The 15,961-nt window shown below is 63.7% G+C and carries 14 protein-coding genes; 2 read left to right on the plus strand and 12 right to left on the minus strand.

Annotation, left to right across the window (positions count from 1 at the left end; genetic code table 11):
• The coding region (locus ACEW8Q_RS09765; RefSeq protein WP_373503863.1) for an aminopeptidase N C-terminal domain-containing protein at nt 1-678 on the plus strand (678 nt) is incomplete at its 5' end.
• A 127-nt stretch (nt 679-805) separates the two neighbouring features.
• The gene (locus ACEW8Q_RS09770; RefSeq protein ID WP_373503864.1) at nt 806-3,094 is read left to right on the plus strand and encodes a PAS domain-containing sensor histidine kinase; all 2,289 of its coding nucleotides are present in this window, start codon (nt 806-808) and stop codon (nt 3,092-3,094) included.
• Here the strand turns inward: ACEW8Q_RS09770 and ACEW8Q_RS09775 are convergent, their stop codons facing one another.
• The 12 genes from ACEW8Q_RS09775 to ccmI form a co-directional block, all read right to left on the minus strand.
• The gene (locus tag ACEW8Q_RS09775) at nt 3,095-3,616 is read right to left on the minus strand and encodes a periplasmic heavy metal sensor (RefSeq protein WP_373503865.1); all 522 of its coding nucleotides are present in this window, start codon (nt 3,614-3,616) and stop codon (nt 3,095-3,097) included.
• On the minus strand, nt 3,613-4,077 hold the full coding sequence (locus ACEW8Q_RS09780; RefSeq protein WP_373503866.1) for a hypothetical protein: 465 nt from the start codon (nt 4,075-4,077) through the stop codon (nt 3,613-3,615). The genes ACEW8Q_RS09775 and ACEW8Q_RS09780 overlap by 4 nt, the downstream gene beginning before the upstream one ends.
• Nucleotides 4,078-4,085: 8 nt before the next feature.
• Nucleotides 4,086-4,679 (minus strand): RNA polymerase sigma factor, encoded by a 594-nt coding sequence (locus ACEW8Q_RS09785; RefSeq protein ID WP_373503867.1) that lies wholly within the window; start codon nt 4,677-4,679, stop codon nt 4,086-4,088.
• A gap of 21 nt (nt 4,680-4,700) precedes the next feature.
• Nucleotides 4,701-5,150 carry an EF-hand domain-containing protein gene (locus tag ACEW8Q_RS09790; protein WP_373503868.1) on the minus strand — a complete coding sequence of 150 codons (450 nt, stop codon included), beginning with the start codon at nt 5,148-5,150 and terminating at the stop codon, nt 4,701-4,703.
• Nucleotides 5,151-5,219: 69 nt separating this feature from the next.
• Nucleotides 5,220-8,099 carry a bifunctional [glutamine synthetase] adenylyltransferase/[glutamine synthetase]-adenylyl-L-tyrosine phosphorylase gene (locus tag ACEW8Q_RS09795; RefSeq protein ID WP_373503869.1) on the minus strand — a complete coding sequence of 960 codons (2,880 nt, stop codon included), beginning with the start codon at nt 8,097-8,099 and terminating at the stop codon, nt 5,220-5,222.
• Between the two features lie 10 nt (nt 8,100-8,109).
• Nucleotides 8,110-9,498, minus strand: a complete 1,389-nt coding sequence (locus ACEW8Q_RS09800; RefSeq protein ID WP_373503870.1) for a sensor histidine kinase — start codon at nt 9,496-9,498, stop codon at nt 8,110-8,112.
• Nucleotides 9,495-10,226, minus strand: a complete 732-nt coding sequence (locus ACEW8Q_RS09805; RefSeq protein ID WP_373503871.1) for a winged helix-turn-helix domain-containing protein — start codon at nt 10,224-10,226, stop codon at nt 9,495-9,497. The genes ACEW8Q_RS09800 and ACEW8Q_RS09805 overlap by 4 nt, the downstream gene beginning before the upstream one ends.
• Before the next feature lie 152 nt (nt 10,227-10,378).
• A complete protein-coding gene (locus ACEW8Q_RS09810) occupies nt 10,379-11,863 on the minus strand; it encodes a Do family serine endopeptidase (RefSeq protein WP_373503872.1) in 1,485 nt (494 codons plus the stop codon).
• A gap of 109 nt (nt 11,864-11,972) precedes the next feature.
• On the minus strand, nt 11,973-12,419 hold the full coding sequence (locus ACEW8Q_RS09815; RefSeq protein WP_373503873.1) for a cytochrome c-type biogenesis protein CcmH: 447 nt from the start codon (nt 12,417-12,419) through the stop codon (nt 11,973-11,975).
• Nucleotides 12,416-14,395 carry a heme lyase CcmF/NrfE family subunit gene (locus tag ACEW8Q_RS09820; protein ID WP_373503874.1) on the minus strand — a complete coding sequence of 660 codons (1,980 nt, stop codon included), beginning with the start codon at nt 14,393-14,395 and terminating at the stop codon, nt 12,416-12,418. Before ACEW8Q_RS09820 ends, ACEW8Q_RS09815 begins: the two co-directional genes overlap by 4 nt.
• The gene (gene ccmE, locus ACEW8Q_RS09825) at nt 14,392-14,838 is read right to left on the minus strand and encodes a cytochrome c maturation protein CcmE (protein WP_373503875.1); all 447 of its coding nucleotides are present in this window, start codon (nt 14,836-14,838) and stop codon (nt 14,392-14,394) included. The genes ACEW8Q_RS09820 and ccmE overlap by 4 nt, the downstream gene beginning before the upstream one ends.
• A complete protein-coding gene (gene ccmI, locus ACEW8Q_RS09830) occupies nt 14,835-15,929 on the minus strand; it encodes a c-type cytochrome biogenesis protein CcmI (protein ID WP_373503876.1) in 1,095 nt (364 codons plus the stop codon). The genes ccmE and ccmI overlap by 4 nt, the downstream gene beginning before the upstream one ends.
• Nucleotides 15,930-15,961: the final 32 nt, after the last annotated feature.

Here is a 15,961-nt window from a genome sequence, read left to right on the forward strand (position 1 = left end):
CTCGGGCGCCTGCTTGCGCCAAGTCTCAACCGCATCTGGACCGAGTCTGCGGAGCGAGGCCCCTACAGGCCGGACCCGGCGTCCACGGCGCGGCGCGCGCTGCGCTATGCGGCGCTTGCCCTCATGGTGTTTGGAAACCCGCGTGAAGGCATCGCCGCGGCACTACAAGAGCTTGACGCACCTCACAGCATGAGCGCTGAAATCGGTGCGATTTCTGCACTGGTGCAGGTCGAATGCAGTGAACGGAAAGAGGCGCTCGATCAATTCCACGCGCGCCACGCGCATGATCATCTTCTCATCGACAAGTGGCTGATGCTGAATGCGCAGGCCGTGGGCGATGGCGCTGCTGCACGCGTCGAGGCGCTGACCTCCCATCCCGATTTCAAGTGGACGACGCCCAACAAGGTCTATGCCCTCATCGCGGGCTTCACGGCGGGCAATGTCTCGGGCTTCAATGCCGCAGATGGCTCCGGTTACTGCGTCGTGGCCGATGCCATTCTCCGGCTCGACCAGATCAACCCGCAGGTGGCCGCACGCATTGCGACCGGGTTCCGCAGCTGCAAGGTGTTGAATTCGATCCGGAAATCGGCCGCGGAGGCGGAACTGAACCGCGTTCTGGCCGAGCCTTCCCTGTCTCGCGACGTGTTCGAGATCGTCTCACGCATCGCGCGCACATAAGGTCCATCTTCATATCTGGACAAATCACCCCTGTTTCGAATCAATAGGGGTGATTCGATGTGTGGTGGCGTTCTGCGTTTTCGGGACACTTTCCGCCTTGGGCAGGCTGGGAAGTCAGGGGAATATCTTGGGCAAGACACATATCGGCGAGTTGTTCTTCAAGGAGCGGGTGCTCAGGCTCCCGTCGCCATGGCCCGATCGCTTCAGGATCACGATTTCGGAGCGGCATCTTCGCCTGCTCATCACCTCGCTCATCGTTTTGTTCCTGCTCGTGCTGGGTTCAGCGCTGCTCATCCAGCTGATGGACAGCCGGACGACACATCTGGCCGAGCAGAACCGCCTCTCGGCATTGCACGGGCACCTCGCGGCACAGCGCATCAAGACCGACTTCGCGCAAGCTGCACTCGCGGGCGAGACGCCGCCAGTGATGGACGCGGATTATCTCCGGAAGATTCTCGCGCCCGAAGCGCTGGCCGAAAAGCGGGTCTTTGCGGTCGCCGAAAGCCTCGGCAAGATTACCGCGAGCTTGCCTTCGGCGGAAGCGCTCGACGGCAAGTTCATCACGGCGGTGCTGTCACCCAACTTCGTGACGGACGCGGCGCTCAACGGTGATGACATGTCGCCGCTGCTGCTGGCGTCGGGCGAAGAGGCTTTCGTCTCGATGTATGACCTGGGCACATTCCCGGGAAGCCTGATCGTGTTCCAGCGCCAGCAGGATGTGCTTTCGGCCTGGCGCTCCAGTGTCACCCAGGTCACCACGCTCTTCATCGTGACACTCTTCGTCCTCATGCTGCTGGGTGCCGCTTTCCACTGGCAAGCCGCCAAGGCTGCCGAGGCAGACACGATCCTGGGCGTTGCCACCGCACGGCTCGACAAGGCCCTCGACCGCGGCCAGTGCGGCATGTGGGACTGGGACGTGACCAAGGGCATCATCTTCTGGTCACGCTCGATGTTCGACATTCTGGGCATGCCGGTGAAGGGCGATTTCCTGAGTTTCGCCGAAGTCGTGAGCCGGCTGCATCCCACCGACACGCAGCTTGAGGAGGCCGTCGAAAGCCTGCTCGATGGCGAGATCACGTCCTTCGACCGCGAATTCCGCATGCGCCATGAAGATGGGCACTGGGTGTGGCTGCGCGCCCGCGTCGCGCTCGCACCCGGTGACGTCGAAAACCAGCCGCACCTGATCGGCATCGTCTTCGACGTCTCGCAGCAGAAGCTGGCGGACAAGCTCAACAAGGAAGCCGAGCTTCGCCTCAAGGACGCGGTCGAGAACATCTCGGAAGCCTTCGTGCTGTGGGATGCCGACAACCGGCTGGTGCTGTGCAATTCGAAGTACCAGCAGTTCCATTCGCTTCCCGCCTCCGTCTGCGTGCCGGGCACGGCCTACGAAGACGTGGTGCGCTCGGCCAAGGAACCCGCCATCCGCAAGCGCATCGGCCTCAAGGGCGAGACGGCGGAAGGCAAGTCCTTCGAGGTGCAACTCGCTGACCGCCGCTGGCTGCAGATCAACGAGCGCCGCACCAAGGATGGCGGCTTCGTCTCGGTCGGCACCGACATCAGCGCGCTCAAGATGCAGGAGGAGCGCCTGCTGCTGTCCGAGCGCGAACTGATGATGACGGTGCGCGACCTCCAGAAGGAACGCATGCTCGCCGACCAGCAGGCGCAGCGCCTTGCCGACCTTGCCGACAAGTATGCCCGCGAGAAGACCCGCGCGGAATCGGCGAACCGCTCGAAATCCGAGTTCCTCGCCAACATGAGCCACGAGCTTCGGACACCTCTCAACGCCATCATCGGCTTCAGCGAGATCATGCAGGCGCAGATGTTCGGCCCCATGGGATCGGACAAGTATTCCGAATACTCGAACGACATCCACCGGAGCGGACAGTTCCTCCTCGATGTCATCAACGACATCCTCGACATGTCGAAGATCGAGGCAGGCCGGATGCAGATGGAATGCGAGACGCTGCAGGTCGACTCGGCGCTCGACGAGGTCATGCGCCTGATCGGGCCACGCGCCTATGAAGGCCGCGTCAGCATCGAGCGCGATGTGCCGCAAGGCTTGCAATTGTGGGCCGACAAGCGCGCCTTCAAGCAGGTGCTCATCAACCTGCTGTCGAATGCGGTGAAGTTCACGCCCGAAGGCGGCAAGGTGAATGTCTCTGCCGTCGCGACGGATGGAGGGATGACCGTATCGATCCGGGACACAGGCATCGGCATCCCCGCCCGCGACATCGAAAAACTCGGGCGGCCGTTCGAACAGGTGGAAAACCAGTTCACCAAGTCGAAAGGCGGCTCAGGGCTTGGCCTTGCGATTTCGAAGTCCTTCGTCGAGCTCCATGGCGGCAGCCTGACGATCCGCAGCATGGTGGGCCAGGGTACGGAAGTGCTGGTCAAGTTCCCCAACAAGGCGGCCTGATCAGTCCTTGCCGGGCCTGCCTTCGCCCTTGCGGCGGCCACCGTCCTCGCGCTGGCGGATGTGCCGGGCGAGAAGCTTGCGTTCGTCTGGCGTGAGCTTTTCGATGAGCGTGTGGGCTGCCTGCCCGCCCGTGGCGATCAGGTGCGCGCTCCGCCCTGAAAAGCTGTCGATCACCGTCTTCACCTTGGCCGCATCATAAGGCTCGGCTTCAAGAGCCGCCGCCAGATTGACGACCTCGACGCGTGCAGCCTTGCGGCCATCGCGAAACTCCTGGCCGAAATCCTTGAACACCTTCAGCAGTTCCGCCTTGCGGGCGCCACTCAATTCACTGAAGAACTTGCGCGGAATGAGCTGCATCTGGCTGATGCCGGTCATGCGCTCGGGCGGGCCATGGACGAAGAAGCGTGCCAGGCCGCCGCCGATGAACAGGAGATTGAGCGCCAGCGACGCGACGAGCACGATCTTCAACCAGTTGAAGGCGCGGCGCGGGGGTGTTGCCACCGGCGTTTCGGTCGTCGTCATGTCAGCGATTCCTCGGCGTAGGCATCCGCCTCGCCGACGCCGCCCAGATCGTCGGGCATCTCGTCATTGAGGGCGACCCCGCCCGTGATGGACGTGGGCAGCATGAAGTCGAGCGAGCCCATCGCACCCAGATAGACGCCGAGCGCCAACGAAGCCGCGAGCGGAAGGGCTGCGGCATAGCGGAAGACGCGGGAGCGCGGCGGGCTGGACCCGCCGGGGAATGCAATGACCTTCGCGCCCTGCGGCTCCTCCGCGATGCGCTGCATGAGGCGCGACATGGCATCAGCCGGGGCTGAGACGGTGGACGCGAGTGATAGCAGCCGGTCGATTGACTCGGCGTCCGCCTGCGCGGGCTCATTTCCGCCACCATCGCGCATGCGTTCGGCCTCGGGCCAGCGGGCGCGATCCGCACCATAGCTGGCCAAGAGCTGGTCAAGGCGTGTGTCCTTGCCGTTTTCCATATCAGTCCTCAACGTCCCGTTTCCGTCAATCCGCCCAGCAGCTCGCGCCACTCGGCAGACAGGCTTTCCTTCAAGCTCCGGCGCGCCCGCGCCAAAAGCGATTCAATGGCCTCGATGCTCACGTCCATCACCTGCGCGGCATCGATATTGGACAGGCCTTCAAAATAGACAAGCGACAGCGCCAGGCGCTGCCGGTCGGGGAGTGCCGCGATCCGCCCGTCGATCAGCTTCGCGGCCTCGCTCCGGTCGAGCGGCGCATCGGGCCTCGCTTGCGGGTCGTGGATCTCGGGTGCCGCGTCGAGATCACCGTGGCGCGGCCTCCGGCTGCGGTCGATGACCGCGTTGGAGGCAACCCGCATCAGCCAGCCCTTGAGGGCTCCCGCCTCGCGCACTTGCGCGGGGTTCTGCCACAGCTTCACAAAGGCCTCCTGCGCGATATCCTCGGCATCGGCCGCGCCAGCTGTCATCCGCCACACCAGCCGGTAGACGGGCTGGTGATAGCGGCTGACGATCTCGCCGAAGGCCGCATGATTGCGGCCGGCGGCGGCCTCGAGCAGGCCGGCGTCCGTCATCTGCCGGAAAGCCGAGGCGTCGCTTAGCAAGCTGGTGTCCGTAACCTTGCGTCAGTTGGAGCTCTCTCCCGTAGCGGGTTTCTTCACTTTGGCAACCCGGAAATTCCTTGCTTCTTCAAGTGTCACGCCGCCATCGTGGTCGGCATCGGCCGACGCCAGCAACGTCTCGACGAAGGCATCCAGTTCGCCCTTGGTCACACTGCCGTTCCCATCCTTGTCCAGATTGGCGAGGATGCGCTTGCGGCGAAGCTCCAGTGCGCGGTTGAGCGCCGCATCGATCTCGGCCGTTGTCACTTCGCCGTTCTTGTCACCATCCATGCGAAGAAAGCGCTTCTCGGCCTTGGGCTGGATTTCGGCCAGCGTGATGCGGCCATTGGAGTCGGCGTCGAGCTTGCTGAAGACCTTCTGCGTTTTCGGAAGGTAGGGTTCCATCGCCAGCGCCACGGCGGGAACCGCCACCATGCCTCCCATGAGGGCCAGCACGAAGGTGAATTTGCTCATGGACGTTCCTCCTGTTGTTGTCCTGAAACCCAAGACGAAACAGGAACGGAATTCCGTCGCTGCGAAATGTCAGCCTGCCGGGCCGATCATGCGGTCGAAGATGCGGGCCACTTCGGCTTGCGTATCGGCGATGAGCGATTCGGCGGTCGGTATGTCCGGGCAGGCCGCCGCACTCGCCACCAGCTGGTTGAGGGCGGGCAGCGATTTCGCCGGGTCATAGGAGCCATCGACACAGAGCCGCAGCACCTGCGTCAATCGGTGATAGAGGAGGCCAGCCTCCCTCAGCACGGACGCCGTTGCAGGGTCGAGGAGGCCCGCCAGGGTGAGTTTTTCCAACGCCGCAAGGGTGTTGGTATCGAGAACACCGGGATGCGCCGGGGCATGGATCAGCTGCAGCGTCTGGGCGATGAACTCCAGTTCCACGAGGCCTCCCCGCGCCCGCTTGATGTCCCACAACCCGCCCTGGCCCTGTTCCCTGAGCATGAGCTTGCGCATGTCCAGCACGTCGGCCACGGTTGCGGACGGATCGCGGGGCGTGCAAAGGGCCGCGCGGATGTGGGTCTCAAGTTCGCCCATCAGCCCGGCATCGCCGCAGACCGGGCGCGCGCGGGTCAGCGCCAGCTTCTCCCATGTCCACGCCGAATCCCGGTGGTAGGACTTGAAGCTCGCAAGGCTGGCCGCCACTGGCCCCTTGCTGCCGGATGGCCTCAGCCGCATGTCGACCTCATAGAGCACGCCCTCGGCGGTCGGCGCCGACAGTGCTGAGATCAGGCGCTGGGCCTGCCGCGCGTAGTATTGGTTGATGCTGGTGGGCCTGGCGCCGGCCGTCATTTCAGCATCGGGTGCCGCGTCATAGACGATGATGAGGTCGAGGTCGGAGCCTGCGGTCATCTCGCGGCCGCCGAGCTTGCCCATCGCAATGACGGCACTGCGGCCCCCGGCTGGAAGACCGTGGCGGCTTTCGGCCTCCTCGCCCACTGCCGCATGGAGCCTTTCGAGCAGCAGCCCGGCGAGTTGGGAGAACGCCGTTCCGGCATCGACAGCACTCACCGTCTCCGAGAGCACGCGGACACCGATGCGGAAGGCCTGTTCCTTGCCCACCACGCGGGCGCGGTCGGCAACCTCGTCAAGCGGAACGCCCGGCGGCATGGCGGAAGCGATCACCTGACCCATTTCGCTTGCCGTCGGCATCGCGCCGAAGAAGCCGGGATCGAGGACCGCGTCGAGCACCTTGGGCCTGCGGCTCAGTTGTTCGGCAAGGCGCGGCGCGCTGCCCAGGATGGTGGCGAGGAGATCGAGCAGGCGTGGATTGGCTTTCAGCAGCGAGAACAGTTGAACGCCTGCGGGCAGGCCGCCCAGGAACTTGTCGAAGGCGAGGAAGGCGAGATCGGCGTTTCCCATGTCGGCCAGCGCCTTGAGCAGCTTCGGCATCAGTTCGGTCAGAAGCTCGCGGGCGCGGGCGCTTCGCGTCGCCGCGTAACGCCCGAAGTGCCAGCCCCGGATGGTGGCGGAAACCTCGCTCGGCGAGTGGTAGCCCATGCGGGACAAAGTCTCGATCGTCTCGGGATCGTCCTCGCCGCCGGTGAAGACTAGGCTGCCGGACTCGGTGCCGAGATCTTCCGCCTGCTCGAAGAGGTGCGCATAATGGCTTTGCACGCATTCCAAGGTGCGTCGCACTTCGGCATCGAAGGCAGAAGCATCTTCAAAACCGGAAAACCGCGCCAGGCTTTCGAAGGCGCGCTCGTCGGCGGGCAGCGCATGCGTCTGCTCGTCGTTCACCATCTGCACGCGATGCTCGATGGTGCGCAAGAAAACATAAGCCGACTTCAGTTCATCGGCAGCCAATGGCGTGATCCACTGGGCCTCCGCCAGCGCATCGAGCATCGCCATGGTGCTCCGCCCACGGAGCTTCGGGTTGCGCCCGCCGGCGATCAGCTGCTGGGTCTGCACGAAAAACTCGATCTCGCGAATGCCGCCGCGCCCGAGCTTCAGGTTGTGGCCCTTCACCTTGACCTCGCCATGGCCCTTCACCGCATGGATCTGCCGCTTCAGCGACTGAACGTCCGCTATCGCAGCGAAGTCCAGATACTTGCGCCAGATATAGGGCTTGAGGCGGTCGAGAAATTCTTCGCCGAGTGCGATGTCACCCGCCGCAGCACGGGCCTTGATCATCGCGGCGCGTTCCCAGTTCTGGCCCTGGTTCTCATAGTAGAGAGCAGCAGCCTCGATCGAGATCGCCACTTGCGTGGCGCGCGGATCGGGCCTCAGGCGCAGGTCCGTGCGGAAAACGTAGCCATCCTCCGTCACGTCCTGCATCAGCTGCACGAGCCGCCTGGTGAATCGCACGAAGAACGTGGAAGGATCGCCGCCCACGGGCAGCAGGCGCGTGACATGATCGTAGAGTATGATGAGATCGATGTCGCTGGAGTAGTTCAACTCGTGCGCACCCTGCTTGCCCATGGCGAGAGCCACGTAGCCGCAACCCGACAGCGGATTGGCGGCATCGTTCAGCTCAACCTTGCCCGCCCTCGCGAAATCGCGCAGCAGCCAGGTCACAGCAGCGCGGAGGCTGGCATCTGCGAGATCAGTGAGGGCCGACGTCACGTGCTCCAGGTTCCACTGGCCGGACAAGTCGGCGACGGCAATCAGAACTGCCGAGCGCTTCTTGATCTGGCGGAGCATCTTCATCACGTCGGCCTGCTGTGCATCCGGTGCTAGGTTCGCCAGTGCATCCAGCAATTCGGCCAGCAGCGTATCGGGGTCTTCGGAGAAGACGCGGCGCGCGAAGTCCGGATCGCGGATTATCAACTGGCGAAGAAAGGGCGAGCCGCCTGCAATGTTGCCCGCAAGCATGCGAGCAGTCTCGGGAATGGCTCCGGGCGCCATGTCCTCCCAGAACAGATCCACGGCGGCGGTATCGGGGGCGGAACAGGGCGGGTTGACAGGCATGGCCTGCCTTTTAGCTGGCCTCGTGGTGCAGCGGAAGCACCAGCTTGGCGGAGAGGCCGGGGGCGTTGTCCTCAAGCACCAGCGTTCCCTTGTGCAGCTTCATCACGCCGGAGACGAGGCTCAGTCCCAGGCCGTTGCCGGGTTTGGAGCGGCTTGAGTCCAGCCGCACGAAACGGTCGGTGACGCGTCCACGGTCTTCCGGTGCGATGCCCTCGCCATGATCGCGCACGGCGATGACGACCTTGTCGTCTTCCACCGCGCCCGACACGGTAATCTGAGGCGTTTCGCCTTCGCGGGCGCCGTATTTGAGCGCATTGTCGATGAGATTGGTCAGGGCCTGCGCCAGTAGCTGCCGGTCGCCCATGACCATCAATCCGGCCCGGGCGTCGCTGACCAGCGTGCCGCCCTCTTCCTCGGCCATCGGCTCATAAAGTTCGACGACATCGGAAACGATCGAGGCCGCATCGATCGGAATCAGGCCGCTGCGCGACTGCCCGGCTTCGGCGCGGGCAATCGAGAGCAACGCGTTGAACGTGTCGAGCAGCCTGTCCGACTCGTCCACCGTGCGCTCCAGCGCGGCGCGGTATTCCCCCTCGGAGCCCGAGCGCAGGGCGGCCTCGACGCGCGCCTTGATGCGGGTCAGCGGCGTCTTGAGGTCATGGGCCACATTGCTGGAGACTTCCTTCATCGCCGCCATGAGACTTTCGATCTGGTCGAGCATCTCGTTCAGCGCGAGGGCCAGCCGGTCGAGTTCGTCGTTCGAACCCTGCACCGGCATGCGGCCCGCCATGTTGCCCGCCATGATGGTGCGGCTCGCGTCGGTGATGGCATCGACACGCCGGAGGAAATTGCGGCTCATCAGCAAGCCGCCGCCCAGTCCCAGAACGAGGGCAATCGCCAGCGCATAGTAGATGGTGCGGCGGATGATACTGGCGAACTGCCTCAACGCTTCGACGTCGCGGCCGACGACAAGGTCGAAGCTTCCCGCGAGATCGGCGTGAAAGGCGCGCACAATGTGGCGCTCCCGCGATGAACCCTTTTCGACATCGAGCGGGAACTCGATCCATGCCGCTTCGTCGTCCGGCATTGCGGGCAGCGAGTTGAGGTTGCCCGCGATTCGCCGGCCGGAACTGTCGGTGAGCAGATAGACCGAGCCGCTGTCCTCGGCGCTGCGGCGCTGGATGGTGTCGATGATGCCTCGAAGCCCGCGGATGCGGTACTGGTCCGCCAGCGCCTGGACCTCGGCGCGGATCGTCTCGTCGGTCTGGCGTTCCAGAAGGACAGCCGTGTTCCAGTAGACATAGCCCAGGAGCGCCGACACCGAGACCGCGAAAAGAATCAGATACAGCGCCGCGAGGCGGAACGTGGACGTGCGGAGGAGCTTGATCCGCGGGTTCACGTATCGCGGATCATGTAGCCTGCACCCCGCACGGTCTGCAGGATGGGCTCGTCATAGCCCTTGTCGATCTTCGACCGGAGCCGCGAGATGTGAACGTCGATGACATTGGTCTGGGGGTCGAAATGATAGTCCCAGACATTCTCCAGCAGCATGGTGCGGGTCACGATGTGGCCGGCGTTGCGCACGAGGTATTCCAGAAGCTTGAACTCGCGGGGCTGCAGCACAATGGGCTTGCCGCCGCGCGTGACGGTGCGGGTCAGCAGATCGATTTCCAGATCGGCGGCACGGAGCCTGGTTGCCAGCGGCGCATCCACCGAACGGTGCCCGAGGTTCTCGATGCGTGCGAGGAGTTCAGCGAAGGCATAGGGCTTGCCAAGATAGTCATCGCCGCCGGCACGAAGTCCCTTCACCCGCTCGTCGACATCTGACAAGGCGCTCAGTATGAGCACCGGTGTCTTGATGCCGTTCTCGCGGAGCTTGCGGATGATCGTCAGTCCGTCGATCTTCGGCAGCATGCGGTCGACAATGAGGACATCATGAACGCCCTCGGACGCCAGGTTGAGGCCTTCTTCGCCGTCGCCGGCATGATCGGCAACATGGCCGCTTTCGGCCAGACCCTTGACCAGCCAGCCCGCCGCTTCGCGGTCGTCTTCGATAACAAGTATGCGCATCGGCTGCCGGGCTGGCTTTGCTGTCCAGAGGGGGGAATCGAGCTCTTTAAGTTGCATGTTCCGTCTCATCTGAAAAGGGGTGAAAGGCACGAAAGAAGGGGGGCGCGGAGGCGGCGTCCGTTATTCGGACTTGCCAGCCTCCGCGCCAAAGGCACGCAGACGCGGAGCGGGGGGTGGGGCGAGGTCCGCGTGCCCACTTGCGATTGGCGTCAGCCCTGGGCGACAGGGAGCGCCACGAAGCGCTGACCATCGCTGGACTTCACCAGCATCAGGACCCGCTTCTTGGTGTTCTCTTTCAGGGCCGATCGGATATCCGCCGGGCCATGAACCTCGGTTCCGGCAACTTCCAGGATGGTGTCGCCAGCTTTGAGGCCACGCTCGGCCGCCGCGCTGTCGGGCTTCACCTCGGTGATGGTGACACCGGCCCCGTCCTGTGCAGGAGCCACCTTGATCCCGAGGTTCGCCAGCGAGACCGCTGCGTCACTCTTGTCACCCTTGTCGCTGGAGGCCATCTTCGGCTCGCTCGGCATGGTGCCGATCTCGACCGAGAGCTCCATCGTCTTGCCGTCGCGCACGAGGGTCATCGGAACCGACTGGCCCGGCTTGATCTGCGCCACCTTGCGGGCGAGGTCACGCGAGTCGGAGATGTCCTTGTCGCCCATCTTCAGGATGGTGTCGCCCTGTTTGATGCCAGCGGCAAGTGCGGGGGATTCGTCCGTCACGTCGGCAACGATCGCTCCCTTGGCGTCGCTGAGGCCGAGGCTTTCAGCGATGTCCTCGGTCACCGGCTGGATCTGTACGCCCAGCCAGCCGCGGGTCACCGTGCCGCTTTCCTTGAGGCTGGCAATCACGTTCTGCGCGGTCGAGGCCGGGATGGCGAAGCCGATGCCGACAGAGCCGCCCGAGGGAGAGAAGATCGCGGTATTGATGCCGACCACTTCGCCCTCGAGGTTGAAGGCCGGACCGCCCGAGTTGCCGCGGTTGATGGCGGCATCGATCTGCAGGAAGTCGTCATAGGGGCCGGAGCCGATGTCGCGGCCGCGGGCCGAGATGATGCCCGTGGTCACGGTGCCGCCAAGGCCGAAGGGATTGCCGACCGCCATCACCCAGTCGCCGACACGCGGCTCTTCATCGGTGAATGCCACGAAGTCGAATTTCGTGTCGGACTTGATCTTGATGAGTGCCAGGTCGGTTTTGGGATCGGTGCCGATCACTTCGGCCTCGTACTCGGTGCCATCATTCATGGTCACCGCCACCTGATCGGCATCCTTGACCACATGGTTGTTGGTCACAGCGTAGCCGTCAGCGGTGATGATGAAGCCTGAGCCCTGCGCCATGCCGCGCGGCGACCGGTCCTGGTCGGGCTGGCCCTGCTTGAACTGCGGGAACTGCTTGAAGAAGTCGCGGAACGGGCTGTTCTCGGGGAGTTCCGGAGCGGCCTGCTGACCACCTTCGGCAACCGAAGCGGCATTGGCGAATTTCACCTGAACGCTGACGACGGCGGGCATGACCCGGTCGACGAGATCGGCGAAGCCCTTGGCGGGGTCAATCGCGGCAGCCTGAAGCTGCTGCTGGGCCTGCACCGGCGTGGACGGCAGCACAACGATGGTCGCGGTCAGAGCGGTCGCAACCATCAAGCCGGCGGCAAACATGCCGAGGATGCGGGGAGCCGAACGCGGGGTAACTGATGACATTTCCTATCTCCATCAAACCAATATTTGATGATGCGAAGATAGGAACCTCCTCCTTACGGCAACATGTCTGGGGCGTGAAACTTCTGTAAGTCTTGCGGCAAACCCGGGGCTATTCCAGGGCTCTTTGCAGCGCCTGGTGCTCGGCCTCGGTCAATGGCGCTTCTGGCGCCGGTGCTATGTTCTTCCGGCGCAAAAGAAGCAATGTCCCGGCAATCAGCAAAACCGCAAATGGCGTTCCCCAGAGCACGATCGTGCCCGCACCAAGACGGGGCTTCAGCAGGACATATTCGCCGTAGCGGGCCACCACGAAATCCATGATCTGCTCGTCGGTCTTGCCCGCCACGAGCTGCTCGCGGATCAGCGTGCGGAGGTCCTTCGCCAGAGGCGCATCCGAATCGTCGATGGACTGGTTCTGGCAGACGAGGCAGCGAAGATGAGCGGAGAGCCCGCGGGCGCGCTGTTCCAGCGCTTCGTCCTTCAATATCTCGTCAGGAGAAAGAGCGTAGGCCGGCCCGAGACAGGCCAGCAGAGCGAGCATGGTAAGGAACTTTCTCATTCCGCTGGAACCGCCTGCATTGCCGTTGCCCGTTTTGGCGCTCCGACCCGATAGCGCCGATCCGTCAGCGACAGCATGCCACCGAAGAACATGATGAGCGCACCAATCCAGATGAAGTTCACCAGCGGGTTATAATAGAACCGCATGGCCCGGGCGCCATCGGTTGTGACATCGCCCATCACCACGTAGACATCGCCCAGAAACGTCTGGAGCAGGCCTACTTCGGTGGTCGGCATGCCTGACGGCTTGAACTCGCGCTTCTCGGAGACGAGCGTCGTGATTTCGCGGTCGCCTTCCTTGACGAGGAAGCGGCCTGCCCGGCCCGTATAGTTGGCACCCGTCAGCGGCGTCTCGCCGATGAAGGTCACCGTGTAGTCGCCGACGGCCGCCTGTTCGCCCGGCTTCAAGGCCACGATGACCTCGATCTTCCAGAGCGAGATGGCGATGATGCCGGCGATCATGATCCCGAGGCCGCCATGCGCCATGACGCCGCCGATGGCCGAGCGCGGCAGGCCCCTGAGGCGTTGCCAGCTTGTGGCAAGCGGCGCCTTGAAGAGAGAGATGCGGGCGGCGAGATCGGCAAGGGCACCCAACACGAGCCAGACGGACAGTGCCATGCCGACAGGGGCCAGCCAGGGGCCGCGGACGGAATAGGCGAAGACTGCAAAGCCCACGGCTGCCGCAATGGCGAGCGAGATCCACAACCGGCGGAAGACTCCCGCGATGTCGCCCCGCTTCCACGCGAGGAATGGACCAATGGGCACCAGCATCAGCAGCGGCAGGATGATCGGCCCGAAGGTGAGATTGAAGTAAGGCGGCCCGACCGAAATCTTGTCGTTGGTCAGCGTTTCGAGCGCCAGCGGATAGAGCGTGCCGACAAATACCGCGAGGCAGGCAACGCAGAGCAGGAGGTTGTTGAGAACGAGGCTACCCTCGCGGCTAACGGGCGCGAAGAGCCCTCCGGCCTTCAACATCGGCGCACGCCACGCGAAAAGCGTCAGAGCCCCGCCGATGAAGACGCAGAGGATCATCAGGATGAACAGGCCGCGCTCGGGGTCGACCGCGAAAGCATGGACCGACGTCAGCACCCCGGAGCGCACCAGGAACGTGCCCATGAGCGAGAGCGAAAACGCGAGGATGGACAGCAGCACCGTCCAGATCTTCAGCGCGTTGCGCTTCTCGACGACAATCGCCGAATGCAGGAGCGCTGTGGCAACGAGCCAAGGCATGAAGCTGGCATTCTCGACCGGGTCCCAGAACCACCAGCCGCCCCAGCCAAGTTCGTAGTAGGCCCACCACGATCCCATGGCGATGCCAATGGTCAGGAACATCCATGCAGCCAGCGTCCATGGCCTCACCCAGCGGGCCCAGGCCGCGTCGACACGGCCCTCGATAAGTGCGGCAACCGCAAAGGCAAACGCAATCGAGAGCCCCACATAACCCGCGTAGAGAAAGGGCGGATGGAAGGCCAATGCCGGGTCCTGCAGGATCGGGTTGAGGCCATTGCCCTCGATCGGGGCCGGGTCGATACGCAGGAATGGGTTGGATGTGAGCACGATGAAGAGCAGGAAAGCCAGCCCCACCGAACCCTGTATCGCCACCACACGCGAGCGCAGTTCAAGCGGCAGGTTCTGTCCGAAGAGCGCCACGGCAGCACCGTAGAGAGCGAGAATCAGCACCCAGAGCACCATCGAGCCTTCGTGGTTTCCCCATACGCCGCTGATCTTGTAGAGCAGCGGCTTGGCCGAATGCGAATTCGCGGCGACGTTCTCGACCGAGAAGTCAGAGACGATATAGGCGTGGGTGAGCACGATGAAGGCGAAGCCGATGAGCGACAGTTGCAGGACGGCTGCGGTGAGCCCCGTCCGCATCAGCGCCACATCGCCGCGATGGGCGCCGTAGAGCGGCACGAGGAACTGGTAGAGCGCCACGCCGGTGGCGAGGATCAGCGCGAAATGACCGAGTTCGGCAATCATTGCTCCGCTCCCTTTCCAAGCTTCACGCCCTTTTCCTTCAGGCTTTCGGTCAGTTCGCGCGGCATGTAGTTCTCATCATGCTTGGCGAGTACGGTATCGGCCACGAAGGTTCCATCGGGCTGCAACTTGCCTTCGGTGACAACGCCCTGCCCCTCCCGGAAGAGATCGGGAAGAATGCCATTGTAGCTCACTGTCACGGCCTTGATCTGATCGGTCACGGAAAATGTCGTGACCGTGCCCGGGCCTTTCTTCAGGCTGCCGTCCTCCACCATGCCGCCGAGCCTGATCCGCTGGCCGGGCTGGACGCCGGTTTCAGTCAGATCGCTGGGCGTGTGGAAGAAGGTGATCGTATCGGAGAGCGCGTAGAGGACCAAACCTGCGGCAACGCCCAGGACGGCCAGGCCGCCAAGGATCATGGTGAGGCGCTTCTGCTTGCGGGTCATTGGATGTTCATTTCCTTCGCGAGGCCGTCCAGCGCGGCAAGCGCTTGCGCATTGTCCTTGAATTGCATCTTCGCTGCATCATACGCAGTCTTGGCCTTTTCGGCCTCGCCCAGCACGCCCCGGGCGCGAATCAGCCGCAGCCAGCCTTGGAGATCGTCACCATTGGCTTTCAGCTTTTCCTCCAGGCCATCGACCATGCCGCGGATCATCGCCTGCTGGTCGCCTGAACTCATGCTGGCGGCATCCTTCATGGCCTGCTGGTCAAGCGCTGGAGGACGCGACGACATATCCTGCATTTCTGCCAGAAGCATCGGCCGCCACGGCGCATCCTCCGGCGTGTCGGACAGGAAGGCCTCGAAGGCGGCCTTCGCCTCCTCCGTCTTGCCTTCCTGTTTCAGGGCCAGCGCGTCGTAGAACCGGGCCTTTGGCAGCTTGGGATCAAGCGCCAGCGCCTTCGTGAAGATGTCATGGGCCTGGGCCGAGACCATGCCCTGACCGGCCATCACCAAAGCCTCGCCATAGTCCGCCATCACGTCGGCCGTAGGTGCCGACAGGCGAACGATGTTGCGTTGTGCCTCGGCGGCATCCGCCCACCGCATTCCGCGCCGGTAGGCAGGGGCCAGCACCTTCCAGCCCTCGATGTCATCCGGATTCTGCGCCAGATGCCGTTCGACCTTCACGATCAGAGCTTCAAAGTCTCCGGCCTTTTCTGCGTTCGCCATGCGCTCGGCCAGCGGCACGTCGGGAAGCGTAGGATTTCCCGCCTTGAGATAAAGTGGCAGGGCGACTGCCGGAATGAGCAGCGCGCCGAACATGGCGACGACGGGCATTCCTGACCTTTTCGCCACCTGCGGCGGCGCGGCGGCGGCGATGAGGCGGCGGGAAATCTCGTTGCGCGCAGCTTCGGCCTCGGCGGGTCCGATCACCCGGCGTTCGACGTCGCGGTCGAGTTCGGCCAGTTGGTCCCGGAATACGGCCCGGTCATAGGAGTTACGGTCGTCCGCCCCAGCCGAAGGTTTCTGCCTCATCACCGGCAGCAGGAGTGCGGCGATCACTGCCGCCGTCATTACCGCGAAAACAATCCATATCATGATGAACTATGAGATATTCCCGTGGCCACTAT

Origin of the sequence: Aestuariivirga sp., from assembly GCF_041738905.1 — a bacterium.
Taxonomy (GTDB): Bacteria; Pseudomonadota; Alphaproteobacteria; order Rhizobiales; family Aestuariivirgaceae; genus Aestuariivirga.

Excerpts from the sequence above, each read along its gene's own strand:
- ACEW8Q_RS09775 (WP_373503865.1), bottom strand. The coding sequence starts at position 3,616 with ATGACGACGACCGAAACGCCGGTGGCAACACCCCCGCGCCGCGCCTTC.
- ACEW8Q_RS09780 (WP_373503866.1), bottom strand. The coding sequence starts at position 4,077 with ATGGAAAACGGCAAGGACACACGCCTTGACCAGCTCTTGGCCAGCTAT.
- ACEW8Q_RS09790 (WP_373503868.1), bottom strand. The coding sequence starts at position 5,150 with ATGAGCAAATTCACCTTCGTGCTGGCCCTCATGGGAGGCATGGTGGCG.
- ACEW8Q_RS09795 (WP_373503869.1), bottom strand. The coding sequence starts at position 8,099 with ATGCCTGTCAACCCGCCCTGTTCCGCCCCCGATACCGCCGCCGTGGAT.
- ACEW8Q_RS09805 (WP_373503871.1), bottom strand. The coding sequence starts at position 10,226 with ATGCAACTTAAAGAGCTCGATTCCCCCCTCTGGACAGCAAAGCCAGCC.
- ACEW8Q_RS09810 (WP_373503872.1), bottom strand. The coding sequence starts at position 11,863 with ATGTCATCAGTTACCCCGCGTTCGGCTCCCCGCATCCTCGGCATGTTT.
- ACEW8Q_RS09815 (WP_373503873.1), bottom strand. The coding sequence starts at position 12,419 with ATGAGAAAGTTCCTTACCATGCTCGCTCTGCTGGCCTGTCTCGGGCCG.
- ACEW8Q_RS09820 (WP_373503874.1), bottom strand. The coding sequence starts at position 14,395 with ATGATTGCCGAACTCGGTCATTTCGCGCTGATCCTCGCCACCGGCGTG.
- ccmE (WP_373503875.1), bottom strand. The coding sequence starts at position 14,838 with ATGACCCGCAAGCAGAAGCGCCTCACCATGATCCTTGGCGGCCTGGCC.
- ccmI (WP_373503876.1), bottom strand. The coding sequence starts at position 15,929 with ATGATATGGATTGTTTTCGCGGTAATGACGGCGGCAGTGATCGCCGCA.